Genomic DNA, 15,594 nt, shown 5'->3' on the forward strand with positions numbered 1-15,594 from the left:
ATTTATCTTGACAAATTAAAATTTATCGACTAAGATTAAGATAGATTGAGATACATGAGCAAGAAACGGGCTACCTGGGTAGTACCATTTTGTTTACTGTATCTTTTTATTTATGTATAAAAGGTGTTGATACCACATAATATATTTATAGAGGAAGGTGCATATTTCTGAGGCCAGGCTGTCTGGGCAGTTCTCCCTTTAATACTGCATCTTCTTTTTAATTATATCATACTGTAAATAAGAAAAACATCAATGTTTTTGTATTGATTTATGAAATGAACTATGGTTGTGAGTTCTTTTTCAATAGGTATTTTCGTTATAACTGTTTGAGAATACCGGTACATTTACATAAGCAATGTATTTTATGTGAACTTTTTAATAGCATTTTTCTATTTCGCCACACATGGAGAAACTCCTTCTTTGATTATTCAGCAGATTCTTCGGAAACAGAGTCTTTCTTTTTTAAGGACTTTCCAGAAATCATTTTATGACCAGAATAGATAGCCATAATCATACAGAGAAGAGAGCTGTAAGCAAAATATTTATGAGCAGATTTCATATCTTGAGAAGCAGTAAAAAGTTCCGATCATGGATGCCAATGCACCGAGTGACCAATATTTATGTGCCTTCATTTTAATGATGTCTCCTGTGTTTTTCTATATCATACATCTTTTTAGGAAAGATGCAAACAGGAATTTATTCATTAGCATAGATTTGAAAATGATATTTGGGTGCTTGGAGATGAAAAGGTTTATAAATTCTGCTCTTTTTCAATCTGTTGCTCCTGCCCACGATTCTTCCCAAGAATCATATCAATATTCGCAGATACAGTGCGAAGCTCCCGTTCATAATCCTGGTGATTAGAAAAATCTTCACGCTGTCTATCCCTCAATTCAACAAGCCGGTCCTTTTCAGCATAGAGAGCTTTCATGGAAGGCAATTTATTCCCGCCAGATTTTTCTTTGAGTGTTCGTAGAGCTGTGTCATACAGGGAAAGTTCTGCTCGATGTTCTTCATAAAATTTTTTCTTGTTTCGGCTTGTACGATAATCAGCATACACATTTTTGTATGCCAGATATTGTCCGGTAAAATGAATCTGTTCATTCACTTCTTTGAGCTGTTGTTCAGTATCTTTTAAAGATTTTCTGGAAGCACTGGTCTGGTCTGATGCCTGATTGAGTGCTGCATGGAAATCATCAAGAGAATCATATCCATGCTCTTGTATGTAGGCAACAGTCTGAGCCATCTGCTTCAAATTGGTGAGCTTTACTTTTTGAGCATAGGCTTTGCTCTGCTGGGCTTTAATACAGGTTTGCAGATCTATTACAAGCCGGAGGTTTGATTTTATGAAAATGAATGGTGCAGGGATAGCAGAAGTATCAGAGAAAGGAACAGGTGGTAAATCTGTGGAAGTATTCGGAGCCTGCTGTTCCAGAATTTCTTCTTTCAGTTCTCTACGGGATTTCGTGTTTTCTTCAAATGCTTTCAAGAGAAAATCTTCTGTGTATCTGGTCCCAAGAGTTCTTTCAGTGATAAATTTTTTTCTGCCAGGGTGAAGATAGCTGTACCGGTTTCGACTGATCTTGAGGATGATGTGATATTTTTCGTCAAGGATTTTTGAAAATTCTTCTGGTGATCGGGCAATACTTGCAGCATCATCAATAGCGTCACGGAGAAATTGTTTTTCTGTCTGGTAACGAGTTTCTTTCGGTGTGATTCCATCTTCTTTCATTTTCAGATTCAGCTTATCTAATTTTTCCTGTCCCCGGCGTTGTGCCCAGTATTCTTTTTCGGTGATTTTTCTTTCAGCAGGAGTGAGCAGATCAACTTGGTGCAACCCTTCTTTTTTGCACATATCCATGACTTCCTGTTTTAGATGGGCAAGATAGGCAGCACTTAGATGATGCTTATAACCGGCTTTTGCTTCACAGTCAAATTCCATATAGGGTTCTTGTGGTATATCATATTTACGGAGACTGTTAATTACGATATGCACATGGATGTTTCCACTTTTGTTATGACCGTCGGTATGAGTACAGACTAAAGCCTGATGACCGGGAAAGTTTTTCTTTGCAAAAGTCAATCCGAGTTGCTGGGCACGTTCACCGGTCAATCCACATTCATCCCTGTCTTTTGGGTCGAAGCTGATGATATAGTGATGGGATTTTATTTCATTGAAGTTTTTGTTCTTGTGATAGTAGCTGTTCAGTTCCTGACATTCAGATGCAAAAGAGAATGGATCACAGTTCAGACCGTCCAGATAATATTCTTCTCTCAGTATCATATGCCCTTCTTCATCAAGAATCGGTTTTTGCGTATACTCGTTGTGCTGGAAGATAAGATACCGTTCCGATTCTCCATAGTCAGAGTTTTTGTTTGCGATATGTTTAATTACTGCCACGAAAATCACCTGCCATTTTCATCACTTCATATTTCATTTCATAAATATCCCGGAGAGACTTTCGGATTTCATTTCTCATTTCAGAAGAGAGGATTCCACCCTGATTAAAATATCGGGCAATCTGATTTAGGTTGCTGCCAATTTTACCAAACTCGCTAATAAGTTTTTTTATTTCGGGAAGATCTGCGGTAATTTCGTATTTGATGATGACTTTCTGGTTGACCAAGGCATTTCGGATAAAATCAGAAACCGTCATGCTGTTAGCCTTGGCTCTTTCTGCAAGAAGATCATATTCAGTTTCATTCATGCGTAAATGCACATCTTTAGTTTTTGCAAGAGTTTCCTCTTTCTTAGGTCTTGTCATTGATAACTTCCTTTCTTCGTGGTAGTGGTTTCATAAGAAAATCCAAATTTTGCGGCCTGCAGGGAAAGTAAGTGATGAAAAATTATCGCACTGTGACCATGTAAATGGAAACCAATATACATATCTGTGATTGTGGTCGAGGGTATGGGGAAACGAAATCCCCATCAAGTTGCAAGTCGCCAAGAACCCGGAAAGGGGTTATTGTGCTACATTGCGAAACTTGCTCTTCAATGCCAACAAGCTTAAATATATTTTTAGAAAAGATTATTGCATTGCTTTAATCTCAAAACTATAATTAAGAAATAGTAAGTATAAAACTGGACAATAGATGGAGGGTGAATAAAGATGGAACACATTTTGATTATAGATGATGATAAAGAATTGTGTACCTTGATGAAAAAATGTGTAGAGAAGGAAGGATGGTTTGCTATGGTCGCACATAATGGTCTTGAAGGACTGAAATTCTTAGATGAATATAGAGAAGGTTGTGTTTTGATTATTCTTGATGTGATGATGCCTGGTATAGATGGTTTTCAAGTGTTGCAGAAAATTAGAGAATCTAGTAATGTGCCAGTTTTAATGTTAACAGCAAAGGGTGATGAAGGAGACAAAGTTTTTGGTTTAAGATTGGGGGCAGACGATTATCTAACAAAGCCATTTAGTATTAGTGAACTGATGGCTCGTGTTAACTCGCTTGTACGTCGTTATACTACTTTGAATCAACAAGAGAGTCACAATCAAGATAAAATAGTATTGAAGGGAATGAGCATTAATAAGAGTAATCGGGAGGTTATAGTACAAAACAATCAAATAGAACTTACTGGGAAAGAGTTTGACTTGCTATTGTTTTTGGCAATGAATAAAGGAAAAGTGTATACAAAAAGGCAGATTTATTTACAGGTATGGTCAGATGAGTATGCTTTTGATGATAGCAATATTATGTCTTTTGTTAGTAAACTACGTAAAAAAATTGAACCTGATCCAGAACATCCTTTTTATATTCAAACAGTTCGAGGTGTGGGATATCGATTTAATAGTGAGGTATAAATATGGCTATAAATGTAAATGTGTATCTTATTGTGGGGCTCGGGTTTTCGATATTAATAATCTTATACTTAATTTGGCGGATGAGACGAGTACGACAGCAGCTTTCTTTTATTAAGGATGCTTTGCATGATATAAAAGATGGAAATTTAAATAGACGTATTGTGACAAGAGAAAATGATATGACAAAACAGATTTGTTATGATATTAATAGTATCGTAATTGATAGTCAATTAAGGATTATACAGCAAAGACAAGCAGAACAAGCATATAAGCGCCTTATGACGAGTCTTTCTCATGATGTAAAAACGCCGTTGACTTCCTTAGTGGGCTATTTGGAAGCAATTGAAAAGGGGATAGTTACTGGAACAGAACGAGATGAGTATATCCATGTAGCGTTAGATAAAGCTAATCGGTTGAAAGATTTTGTTACTATTTTGTTTGAATGGGTCAAATTGGATGCTAGAGAGCAAGTTTTTCATTTTGAAATATTGGATATTAATGAATTATCTAGAAATATTATTGCAGAATGGGTGCCAATTTTAGAAAATGCGGGGATTGAGTATGAAGTTGAGATACCAGAACGGGAATGCTTTCTACGGATTGATTCTAATAGCTATATGCGAATATTAAATAATCTACTAGAAAATATTATTACCCATAGTGGAGCAGATTATGTGTCTTTTAGAATTTTTGAAGATACACAACAAGTTAAGATTTTAGTTATGGATAATGGTAGAGGAATTTCGTCCGGTGATTTGCCATACATTTTTGAAAGGATGTACCAATGTGACCAATCACGTTCCGCTAAGGGAAATGGATTTGGCCTTTCTATCGTAAAAGAACTTGTTAGTGCTCACAAAGGGAAAATTTCAGTTAGTAGTACTCTTGAAAGGGGAACAGTATTTACAATCTTATTGCCTAAAATTTTGTAGTTGCATATAGATATCTATATTAAAAGCAAGATAAAAACAAGATTTCGGCAAGGTTATGGCAAGGTTGGTGTTTTATAATAGTAGTTATAAACATGAAAGGGGGAAAATGAAGTGACAATGATTGTAGTAGAACTTCAAAAATGGAAACGGAACAAAACAGTCTGGAGTATTTTTGCACTTACTTTTCTTTTAGGAATATTTGCGGTTAACCGTGCTTGTAGTATTTCTAGGAGCAGTCCTTTAATGGATCAGTTTAGCGATTTATATACCTTGGCATTCAAAAACCTCACTAGTTTATTCCTACCTATTGCGTTAGGAATGTTTGCTACTACGCTATTCTTCGATGAACAGAAGAACGACACGCTTAAAGAACTGTGGATTATTCCTATTTCAAAATCTCAGCTTTATTTTTCTAAAGTGGCAGTCATTATTTTAATGTCATTAATACTATGTGTGTTCACGTTTGCTATCTGCGTTGGCGGAGGTTTTATTGCGGGAGATTTCCCAGATTTTAATACCAGCACCGTATTACAATCTTTTGTACTATACTTATTGGGCGGGGGGCTTGTTCCTATTGCTATGTTGCCGATTGTATTTATGGCAACTTCTTCAAAAGGATATGGAATTCCTATCGGAGCAACGTTTCTTTATCTTGTTCCAGTGGTAATCGCACCAGCATATTTGATGGGGGCGCATCCGTTGGCAAGTGTTATGGGAATTTATTCGAGTTTATCACCGGTATCTGCAGATATGGTGCGAAGTTGGACACAAGGGGTAACAGTAACACTCTCTCCATCATTGTGTCTGATATCTATATTTACGGTAGGAATCGTGTTTACTATTCTATCGATAATTGTTTTACGTAAACGTTCCTATTAGAAACAGAAGAATTTTATAAATAGTAATTTTTTAAGAGAGAGGTATTATTATGAATAATTTTGTGATTGAAACGAAGCAGCTGACAAAGGTTTATGGAGAGCAGGACGTTGTAAAAGCGGTAAACATCCATGTGAAAAAGGGACGCATTTATGGTCTATTAGGGCGTAATGGAGCAGGGAAAACCACTATTATGAAAATGATTTTGGGATTGACTCCCATTACTTCTGGTAAGGTAGATGTATTTGGCCAAGATATCAAAGGTCGGGAAAAACAAGTCTTTCCGCGTATTGGTGCAATTATAGAAACACCTGGGTTTTATCCAAACTTGACCGGCACGGAAAATTTGGAAATTTTTGCAAAACTGCGAGGGACCGTGGGTCCCAATGCAGTAAAAAAAGCATTGGAAGTAGTGGGATTGCCCTATAAGGACAAAAAGTTATTTAGCAAATATTCTCTTGGCATGAAGCAGCGTCTTGGTATCGCCAATGCGATTCTTCACGATCCAGAATTGTTGATTTTGGACGAGCCGACCAACGGACTTGATCCCATTGGCATTGCAGAGATGAGAAATTTTATTAAAGAGCTGAGCGTGGAGCGTGGAAAAACTATTCTCATTTCCAGTCATATCTTATCTGAAATTGCACTTTTGGCAGATGATATTGGTATTATAGATCATGGACTTCTATTGGAAGAAAACAGCATGAAAGAATTGAAAAAGAAAAATAGAAAATATATTCTTCTACAAGTGTCTGACGTTTCAAAAGCGGCGTTGATTTTGGAACATCAGTTCCACCTGGTAGATTATTCTGTGCATGATGATCAGACACTTCGGATTTATGATACCTGTTTGGATATGGCGGAAATCAATAAAGCTCTTATAGTACAAGACATAGCTGTTATCAGTTCTCAGGTTTGTAATGACACACTGGAGGATTATTTCAAGAAAATCACGGGAGGAGAGGGAATTGCTTAAACTGATTCAGACGGAATTTTTGAAATTACACCGTAGGAAGTTTGTTTGGTTAATGTTACTTTCAGCATTTTTTATGCCATTTTTGGCACTATTCTATTTTCAACATATAGGTAAAATAGGAATAGTGCCAGTACAGTTTTATAAATGGACAGCATTTAGTTATACGCCATGGATCATATTACCAGTGGTCTTGGGAATTCTTTGCACCATGCTTATGTACGATGAAAACCAGCATGATATGCTCAAACAGCTTTGGATTGTGCCGGTTAGTCGTATGGAATATTTTTTTGGCAAATTTGTAATCGTGCTTAGTTACTCCATCTTATTTATGCTGATTACTGTTCTGGCTTCGATAGCAGCTGGTGTATTGACTGGATATATTGTTTTTGAATGGGACAGTACTTTGTATCTATTAAAAAAGTGTATTGAGATTGGTGGATTAACAGCCTTTGCTATTTTGCCAATTTTGGCAGTTGCTGCTTCCTCAAAAGGCTATATACTGCCAGTTTGTGTGACATTAGTGTATACTTTTCTGGGTTTTATTTTGTTAATGATAAATATGTATCTGCATCCGCTATCTAGCATGAATGTAATTGTTATGCGTGATATTCCGGGAGTTGTTTTTAATCAGGAATTGAATCTGCCAGCAGCTTTTTTATGTATTGGTTTGTGGGCTATTGCTTCTTCTGTATTTGCGAATCTGGCATTAGCTCGGAGAAAGTGAGGTAAGTAAATAGTATGAAAGCATTGATTTGGGCGGAACATAGGAAACTTCGTCGTTCAAAAATAGTTTGGATTGCTGTATTTGCAATAGTTATGGTAGCAGTTATTGTCTTTGCACAAGGACAGTTTTCATTTGGAGAGAAACGATATATAGAAGGTGTCGGATGGTTTATGACTGCAGCACAATCTTTAGCTACATTTTTTCTGCTCCCTGCAGTAATTGCATTATTGGGTAGTTATTTAATCTGCCGGGAAGAACAGGAAGATACGATGAAATCTTTGCACTTGATTCCAATAAATGAATCTAAAATGATGAGTGCAAAAATGGTAGTAACTTTACTATTAAGTTTGCTACTCTATTTGTTGTTATTTCTTATTACATTCTGTGTGGAGGCTGCATTTCATTTTCAAGAGCTATCTGTGGAAATGCTCTTGAGATTTTTGAAAATTTATGTGCTGGATGGTTTAGGAACTTTTTTTGCCCTTTCTCCAGTGATTGCATTGGTAGCGCGCATAAAAAAGGGATACTGGCTTGCGTTGATATTTGCTGAGATTTATTCTTTTGCAGGGTTGTTTACAAGTATGTCAAATGGGTTAAGAGTTTTTTATCCTATAACGGCGGTGTTTATAGTTTCCGGCTATTATGAAGCAACGACTTTACAGATAATAGAAAGTACTGTAATGTTGCTAATTTGTGGGTGCATATCGCTCATCATTCTGAAAGGATTAGGAGAAAAAAAGAATATTAAGAGATAAGGAGATGATATAGGGGAAAATAAATAGTAGAGCTATTGGAGTAGTATTTTATTTATAAAACTGCATTACAAGTGTATATGAAATTCGATCCGTAATGAGAATGGGCACATGGTACTCTTACCTTTGTGTCCTCTTTTTATATTAGTGCTATAAGAAGTGTATAGACATCACAAGTGATGACAATCTTGATTTTACTATCTATCCATTAAAATTAAGATTATATAGTCATGTGTAAAATACTTTCGAGGTTATTATTAGTGCCAATTTCCATTTTGGAAAGTTCGTTTATCAAAAATTAAGTAATAACTAAGAAGATAACATTTTTTAGAAAAAATGACATGTAGAGTCGATAAAATTCCATAAAAATAAAAACTAAGAAATTTGATGTATAATAAGAACATAGTCAGTTACAGAGCTGACTAAATACATACTGAGAAAGGAGAAAGCAATATGAGTAGGAACGTAAAAAACTGGAAACTTCCTGTATATGAAATGAACGAGGTAGAAAGTTCAAATCCAGCAGGTAATTCCTTTCAGGAATTAAAAGAAATGGAATTAGAAGATTATACAGGAGCTGGAACAGCAAATACGCATTGTAACTGCTATTCGGAAGATGCATCTTGCGGTAGACTTTGCACTGGTACGGCAGAATGCCCGATTATGACAATCATTTGCTGCTAAAGTAATAGGGATGCCTTAAAACCTAAGGCATCCTTATTTTATTTAAGAACAGTTTAGAATTGAATTATATTATAAAAGCACAATAAATAGAAATACTTAATATTTTTAATAGATGTATGATATGTGAAATATATTGTAGTAGGAGGTAGTAAATGTTAGAAAAATTTTTAAAAGGAACATACTCTTTTGAGCGTCAACTTGGCAAAAATATTGTTTTTTCGAAAGATGAAATTGCAATAATTCATAAGAGAAAAGCATTTTGGGAAAAATTAGTTCATATAGAAAACCTTATTAATCTTCCATATTTTTCTCAAATAAATCAATCGGAATTAAACATGTTGTTAGGTGAGAAAGGATTTGAAGCTAAAGAAAACGATGACCTTAAAGAATGGGAAGCAATGGATCAGGCAATAAGAAATAAGAAATACGGTAGTGTTGATTTACCTAAATTTAAATGGATCAATCCAACAACTCAAAAAGCAGAAGATGACACGCCATTTATTAATTTTTTTATTCCTTTTATAAAGTATGCAAAAGGAAGATTGGATGAACAGATAAACAAATGTGGAACAAGGTATTTAGTAAATGACAATTTACAGAAAGATATGGTAAAAATATTGATTGGACATTTATATAAATTATGTATCCGTGTTTTAATATTGGAGTTGAATGTATGTAGAGAGGAGAATCAGCTACAAGGGGAAAATGCAACTGAAAGAATGGAGTTTTATTCAAATGTAATTTTGAAAGACGAACAATATTGGGAAGGATTATTAGTTGAGTATCCTGTAATGTACAGACTTATTTCTAAAGGAGTAAATAACTGGATAAACAATATGTGCGATCTTTTAACTAGATTTTCTGCTGATCAAAATTATTTGTGTTCTATCTTTCGTGACAATTCACGCTCGTTTTCTATAATAAAGTTAGATGGTGATATGTCGGATGCACATAATGGTGGTAAAACAGTTTTCAAGTTGACGCTTAGTAATAATAAAACCATTGTTTATAAGCCACGAAGTTTAAAATTGGATAGATACTTTAATGAAGTATTGGAATGGTATAATTCACAATGTGTCAAATATCCTATTTATCAACCTAAGATTATTGATAGGGAGACATATGGTTGGATGGAATTTATTGAAAACAAAAAATGTCAAAAAGAAAGTGAGCTTGAAGAGTATTATTATAAAATAGGTGTGATGTTAGGTTTATTGTATTTGTTAAGAACTACAGATATTCATTACGAAAATATTATAGCTTTTTCGGCTAATCCAGTGTTGATTGATTTAGAAGCTCTTTTCCATAATAGATTTCATATTTTAGAACAAAATACGGCACCTGGTAAGATAACAGGAATAATTGAAGGATCTGTAAGAAATGTTGGTATTCTTCCAAATTTAACATGGCATAGTAAAAATCATGGTGGAGTAGATATAAGTGCATTGGGTGGTGATTCTAATCAGATTGTACCTATGGAGATGCCAGTAATTAAAGATTATTTATCAGATGAAATAAGAATAGAATATGATAAAGGAAGGCTTCATAGCTCAAATAATAGACCGATTTCTGATGATAAAAAAATAAATATATATAATTATAGATTATCAATAGAAGGTGGTTTTTTAGAAGCATATAGCACGATTAAAGAAAGCATGAATACTTTTAAACAGTTAGTAGAGATATTTAAGACAGTGAAAGTAAGGCAGATAATCAGATCTACACAGCAGTACTCCACATTATTAAATATAGGTACTCACCCAGATTATTTAAGAAGTGGATTGGATCGTGAGATGTTGTTTACAACGTTATATAAAGAAGGAAAATTTGAAAAAAAATATAATCTAGTTGCACCGTATGAAATTAAGGATTTATTAGATAATGATATTCCGTTTTTCGTAAATTATCCTGATGAAACTAAATTATTGCATTCTAGAGGGAAAATTGAAGGGGTGTATGAAGAAAGAGGAATTGATTTAGTAAAAGGGCAATTAGAAAATATGTCAGAAGAAAACTGTGAAATACAATTAAACTTTATAAGAATGTCACTGATGGATGAAGAAAAGTATACGGTAAACCCGGTTTTAGTAAGGAGACATGATAAAGATGAAAAGAGATTGCTTGAAATAGAGTGCTATAAGAAGGCAAAAGAAATTGGTGAAGAATTAGCTCGTACAGCAATATCTGGAAATAGTGCAGAGGATATAGGATGGATTATTACAAATGTAACAGGGGTAGAAGAAACTAATTGGAGTGTTGAGCCGTCAGGAATAGATTTATACAATGGCACACCTGGTATTTTACTTTTTATGGCAGCTTTGTATAAAATTACGAGAGAAGAAAAGTATTTAGAAATAACGAAGCGAGGCATGAATGGCATTATAAAAACTCTAGAAAAATGTTTGAGTATTAAAAATGAAATGGAGAAAGAAACTGTAATTGGCGCATATACAGGTGAAACTTCTAATTTATTTCCGTTAATTGTAATAGGGGACATTATAGGTGAAGATTATACAGAATTATGTTCTAAGATTTTGTCTAACACTATAAATGTTGTAGACAAAGATGAAAATTTTGATGTCGTTGCGGGTGCGGCTGGTTGCATTCTGCAAACATATAATGTAGTTGGTAGAAAAGGATTAGAAAAAAAATCCATAGAATTAATATCTAAATGCGCTGATTATTTAATTGTAAAAGCAACAAAAAAAGATGATATGATGATGTGGAAACCTCAAATAGCATCAAATGCTTTAGCGGGTTACTCGCATGGTGCTGCAGGTATTGCTTTAGCACTTATAAAAGCAGGAGAAATATTAGGTAAGATAGAGTATTTTATTGCAGCAGAAAAAGCCTTAAATTATGAGAGAAGTTTATATGTGGAGAAAGAGAAAAACTGGGCAGATATAAGAGCACTTGGTGGTGTTACAAATTATAGTCAAGGAATTATTCCTGCTACTTGGTGTCATGGAGCTCCGGGAATACTTATGAGTAGGATAATTATGTTAGAATATATAAAAGAAGAAAAAGCGATTAAGAAAATAAAAAAGGAAATAGAGGTATCGCTTGAAACGACAATTTTTAAAGGCTTTGGAAAGAGCCATTGTTTATGCCATGGAGATTTAGGGAATATTGATATTCTATTGCAAGCATCGAATTACTCTGATAAAGAAAAAATCAATAATGTGGTGTACTCATACTTAGATGCTAACATTTCCAAATTTAAATTAGGAAGGTATAAATGTGGACTTCCTGGTCAAAATAATACACCTAGTTTAATGATTGGATTAGCAGGAATTGGATATGAGTTTTTAAAAATTTATGATAGTTCATTGCCATCAGTATTGTCACTTAGTGTGGATAAATAGAATGAATTGCATTGGTGCTCATAAAGATAGCTTTATGAGCACATTGAATAAAGGAGGAAAAGGATGTTATATAAGAAAGTTCCTTTCATTCAACAAATGTCGGAATTAGACTGTGGAGCTGCTTGTTTGACTATGATATTGCATTATTACAACAATAGAGTTCCGCTTTTTGAAGTGAGTAGAAAATGTTCTTTTTCTAGAAATGGATTGACATTAAAGGGAATTATAGAAATTAGTATGTCTTATGGATTAGAGAGTAGGGCGTATAAATTATTCGATGACTATGGAATAAAAAATTTTAAAGAATATTTGCCAGCTATCTTATTAAATAAGAAGGGACATTATGTAGTGCTAGAGGAAATAAATAAAAGACATATTGTAATAGTAGATCCAGAAATTGGCAAACGGAAAATATCTGTGAATGAAAATTTACAAGATTACTTTGAAGCCATTGTTATTTTAAAGAAAACATCAGAATTTATAGAAAAAAAACACTATATTAATAATGTTACATTGGCTATAAAGCAGAATATGGGTTCATTAAAAAAATTGTGGGGTAGTATAATTCTTTCATTTGCAATTGAAGTATGTAGTCTTATATTGCCTATATGTACTCAAATTATCATAGATGTAGCTATTGGAAGGGGAAATTATGATATTATATTACTTGTATTTTTACTTGGAATAGGAGCAGTTTTGCTTTATGGCGTATTAAGTTATTTGAAGAGTAATATAATTTTAAGTATGTCATATGACTTTTGGAAAAATTTTTCAGAGGATATTATCAAAAAATTATTTCACTTACCGATTAGTTATTTTGATATCCGCTCATCAGGAGATATTTCAAATAGAATTAACAACATAAATTTGATTAAAGACACTATGGCAAGAATAGGTAATTCTTTAATAATTAACTGTTTATCTATTTTAGTTTTTGGAATAGCTATGATGTGCATGTCAATTAGATTATCTTTAGTAATTTATGGTATTGCTATTTTTCAGGCTGTATTTTTTTATTTTTGCATGAAACATACACGACGGCTTATGCATGAAAATTTGGAGAGGCAAGAGGTTACATATACATATTTATTAGAAGTTTTAAAAAATATATTATTTATTAAAAGCTCAGATTCTAGTATTGATTCTATTAATCAGTGGAGGGAAATTTTTTCGCAACAGATGACAACTAGTTCGCACAAAGAAAAATTTTCAAATTTGTTTCAATGTATACTAATGGTATTAAAACTTACTCCGTCAATTTTATTGCTTGCTCTTGGAAGCTATGAAATTGCAGCAGAAAGATTATCATTGGGTGGTCTAATGGCGTTAGTATCTATTGGAAGTATGTTTATTAATCCTGTTTCAGCACTTGCAAATGATATGCAAGATATAGTGTATTTACGTTCTGTTTTAGAGAGACTTATGGAAATATATTATGCGGAGAAAGAAGAGAATATAAATAAGAAGGGAATTGAAAAAGAAATTCAAAGAATTCAACTTACAAATGTGAGCTTTAAATATTTTAAGTCAGGAGAAAATATTTTGAAGCGTATTAATATTTCTATTAAAAGAGGAGAAAAAATAGCGATAGTAGGAAAAACAGGCTGTGGGAAAAGCACATTGATTAAACTAATTTTAGGATTATATAAGCCAACGGAAGGACAACTTATGATTGATGGAAATAAAATTACAGAGTTGGATGTTAATGATTATAGGAAACATATCGGTATTACTATGCAGGAGGCTTATTTTTTTGATGATACAATTGAAAAAAATATTGATATTTCAAAAAAATGTGAAAAAATGCAAATACAAAAAGCTGCTCAGATGGCAAGACTGGATCAGGATATAAGTTGTATGGAAAAAGGATATGAAACTAGAATAGGAGAAAATGGAAAAAATTTATCAGGTGGACAAAGACAACGGCTTTCTATAGCTAGAGCATTAGTGAAGAATCCGGATATTATTATTTTTGATGAAGGAACCGGCCAGTTAGATGCAATAACTGAAAAAGAGATTTATAAAGAACTAAAAAATAATAATATAACACAAATTATTGTAACTCATCGCCTTTCTACTATAAAAGATGCAGATTACATATATTTAATAGAACAAGGGGAGATAGTGGAACAAGGAATGCACAAAGATTTAATTGAAACTGAGGGTATGTATGCAAAGATGTGGAAAGAACAAAATTAAACAATAATATTGAAAATATAAGAAAAAATTACTCAGTCGGTCGATTTTATTACATGTTTTTTATTAATAATATTTTAAGAGTATAATAAAAATTGTAAGGAGGACAAGAAAAAATGAAAAAAAATAGCTTTTTAATTTTAGGATTGACGCTTGTGCTATGCACTGCTACACCTTTCTCTGTTTATGCGCAAGATATAAATGGAGATGATTTGGTGATGATGCAAGAAACAGACTTTGAAAAAATGATTGCAGAGATTTTATCGATAAAATCTGAAAATCCAGAACTTACAGAAGATGAAGTGTTGAAAATTATGGATGAACAGGAGTTCGGAGATAAGAGAGATATAAGAGGAATTACAGATATTTGGAACTCTCTTACTGAATCAGAAAAAAGGTTGTGTATTCGTTATCCATTTGATGCACTTAAGGTTAATACTGCAAGAAAAATTGCAACTGAACAGACGGAGAGAAAGTTTGGATATAGTGGATTAGGAGATAGAAGTGATGCTTTTAGACATGGTATTTGGAATGCGGAAATGAGTATTTTGCTCGGTAGTAAAAAAGCAGAGTTATTTGCTACTGCACATGAAGATAAAGATGTTTCTGGAGATGAATCCGATGGCTTCCCTAAAATAGCTCATAAAGAAATGGATTTACATAATAATGAAGTGGGGAGATATATAGGAGAAGAAAATGGAAATGCTTCCGAAGATGAACTTGCAGATATAATTTATTCGAATATTTATTCAGAGTCTACTCAATTTGTATGGTTGCATGATTAATAAAAATAGTAAGATAATCAATGGAATGTCCTTGTTTGTCTTACTATTTTTTAGTATTGCGTAATTAAATACTCCTATTATTTGTATCAAGAAAATGTGAAAAGGGTAGCATGGTAGTATCACGTATATTTAAGGAGTAAACGATTATGGAAAGCCGGATTAAAATGCTTCGGGAAAAAAGGGGCTTGATACAGGAGCTTCTAGCAGTAGAGATAGGAGTAACACAGCAAATGCTCAGCAAATATGAAAAGGATATTACCATCATAAAAGTAGATGTCTTAAAAAGGATAGCAGAATATTTTAATGTAACAACAGATTACCTGCTTGGGCTGTCTGACATGAAGCGGGATCTGTCCGGTCAGATCAAGATGAATGAAACATTGGATGAGTATTATGACCTGATAGAAGTGTACAGAAGAATGGATGGGTATGACAGGGAAATGGTATGGTCGATCATGCAGACTGTTGGAAAAACTGCAGAGAAAAGAAAGC

Annotated in this window: 13 protein-coding genes and 1 pseudogene; 11 read left to right on the forward strand and 3 right to left on the reverse strand. The window is 33.6% G+C overall.

All coding sequences use genetic code 11. From position 1 onward, the window contains the following. Nucleotides 1-424: 424 nt before the first annotated feature. From ABCM67_RS13860 to mobC, 3 genes and pseudogenes are all read right to left on the reverse strand, one after another. A pseudogene (locus ABCM67_RS13860) lies at nucleotides 425-632 on the reverse strand (DUF6219 family protein). Nucleotides 633-751: 119 nt separating this feature from the next. Next, nucleotides 752-2,284 carry a relaxase/mobilization nuclease domain-containing protein gene (locus tag ABCM67_RS13865; protein ID WP_118051573.1) on the reverse strand — a complete coding sequence of 511 codons (1,533 nt, stop codon included), beginning with the start codon at nucleotides 2,282-2,284 and terminating at the stop codon, nucleotides 752-754. A gap of 103 nt (nucleotides 2,285-2,387) precedes the next feature. Next, a complete protein-coding gene (mobC, locus tag ABCM67_RS13870; RefSeq protein WP_004613332.1) occupies nucleotides 2,388-2,765 on the reverse strand; it encodes a plasmid mobilization relaxosome protein MobC in 378 nt (125 codons plus the stop codon). Nucleotides 2,766-3,110: 345 nt separating this feature from the next. Between mobC and ABCM67_RS13875 the strand changes: the two genes are divergently transcribed. The 11 genes from ABCM67_RS13875 to ABCM67_RS13925 form a co-directional block, all read left to right on the forward strand. After that, complete coding sequence (locus ABCM67_RS13875; protein WP_096241059.1) at nucleotides 3,111-3,812, forward strand: response regulator transcription factor; 702 nt, start codon at nucleotides 3,111-3,113, stop codon at nucleotides 3,810-3,812. An 8-nt stretch (nucleotides 3,813-3,820) separates the two neighbouring features. Continuing rightward, the gene (locus tag ABCM67_RS13880) at nucleotides 3,821-4,744 is read left to right on the forward strand and encodes a HAMP domain-containing sensor histidine kinase (protein ID WP_096241682.1); all 924 of its coding nucleotides are present in this window, start codon (nucleotides 3,821-3,823) and stop codon (nucleotides 4,742-4,744) included. Between the two features lie 117 nt (nucleotides 4,745-4,861). Continuing rightward, on the forward strand, nucleotides 4,862-5,623 hold the full coding sequence (locus ABCM67_RS13885) for an ABC transporter permease (protein WP_179966607.1): 762 nt from the start codon (nucleotides 4,862-4,864) through the stop codon (nucleotides 5,621-5,623). Nucleotides 5,624-5,672: 49 nt separating this feature from the next. Beyond that, nucleotides 5,673-6,596 carry an ABC transporter ATP-binding protein gene (locus ABCM67_RS13890; RefSeq protein WP_096241057.1) on the forward strand — a complete coding sequence of 308 codons (924 nt, stop codon included), beginning with the start codon at nucleotides 5,673-5,675 and terminating at the stop codon, nucleotides 6,594-6,596. Next, nucleotides 6,589-7,320 (forward strand): ABC transporter permease, encoded by a 732-nt coding sequence (locus tag ABCM67_RS13895; protein WP_096241056.1) that lies wholly within the window; start codon nucleotides 6,589-6,591, stop codon nucleotides 7,318-7,320. The genes ABCM67_RS13890 and ABCM67_RS13895 overlap by 8 nt, the downstream gene beginning before the upstream one ends. A 14-nt stretch (nucleotides 7,321-7,334) precedes the next feature. Beyond that, complete coding sequence (locus ABCM67_RS13900) at nucleotides 7,335-8,075, forward strand: ABC transporter permease (protein WP_096241055.1); 741 nt, start codon at nucleotides 7,335-7,337, stop codon at nucleotides 8,073-8,075. A gap of 450 nt (nucleotides 8,076-8,525) precedes the next feature. Then, nucleotides 8,526-8,756 (forward strand): plantaricin C family lantibiotic, encoded by a 231-nt coding sequence (locus ABCM67_RS13905; protein WP_096241054.1) that lies wholly within the window; start codon nucleotides 8,526-8,528, stop codon nucleotides 8,754-8,756. 152 nt (nucleotides 8,757-8,908) lie between these two features. Then, the gene (locus ABCM67_RS13910) at nucleotides 8,909-12,121 is read left to right on the forward strand and encodes a type 2 lanthipeptide synthetase LanM family protein (protein ID WP_096241053.1); all 3,213 of its coding nucleotides are present in this window, start codon (nucleotides 8,909-8,911) and stop codon (nucleotides 12,119-12,121) included. Nucleotides 12,122-12,184: 63 nt separating this feature from the next. After that, nucleotides 12,185-14,320, forward strand: coding sequence for a peptidase domain-containing ABC transporter (locus ABCM67_RS13915; protein ID WP_342992928.1), 2,136 nt, complete (start codon nucleotides 12,185-12,187; stop codon nucleotides 14,318-14,320). A 113-nt stretch (nucleotides 14,321-14,433) separates the two neighbouring features. Next, nucleotides 14,434-15,102 carry a hypothetical protein gene (locus ABCM67_RS13920; RefSeq protein ID WP_096241051.1) on the forward strand — a complete coding sequence of 223 codons (669 nt, stop codon included), beginning with the start codon at nucleotides 14,434-14,436 and terminating at the stop codon, nucleotides 15,100-15,102. 146 nt (nucleotides 15,103-15,248) lie between these two features. Then, nucleotides 15,249-15,594: helix-turn-helix transcriptional regulator (locus ABCM67_RS13925; protein ID WP_342992929.1), on the forward strand; the 346-nt coding region annotated here is incomplete at its 3' end.

Source organism: Blautia sp. 2227st1_G12_2227SCRN_220401, from assembly GCF_039062885.1.
GTDB lineage: Bacteria > Bacillota > Clostridia > Lachnospirales > Lachnospiraceae > Blautia_A > Blautia_A fusiformis.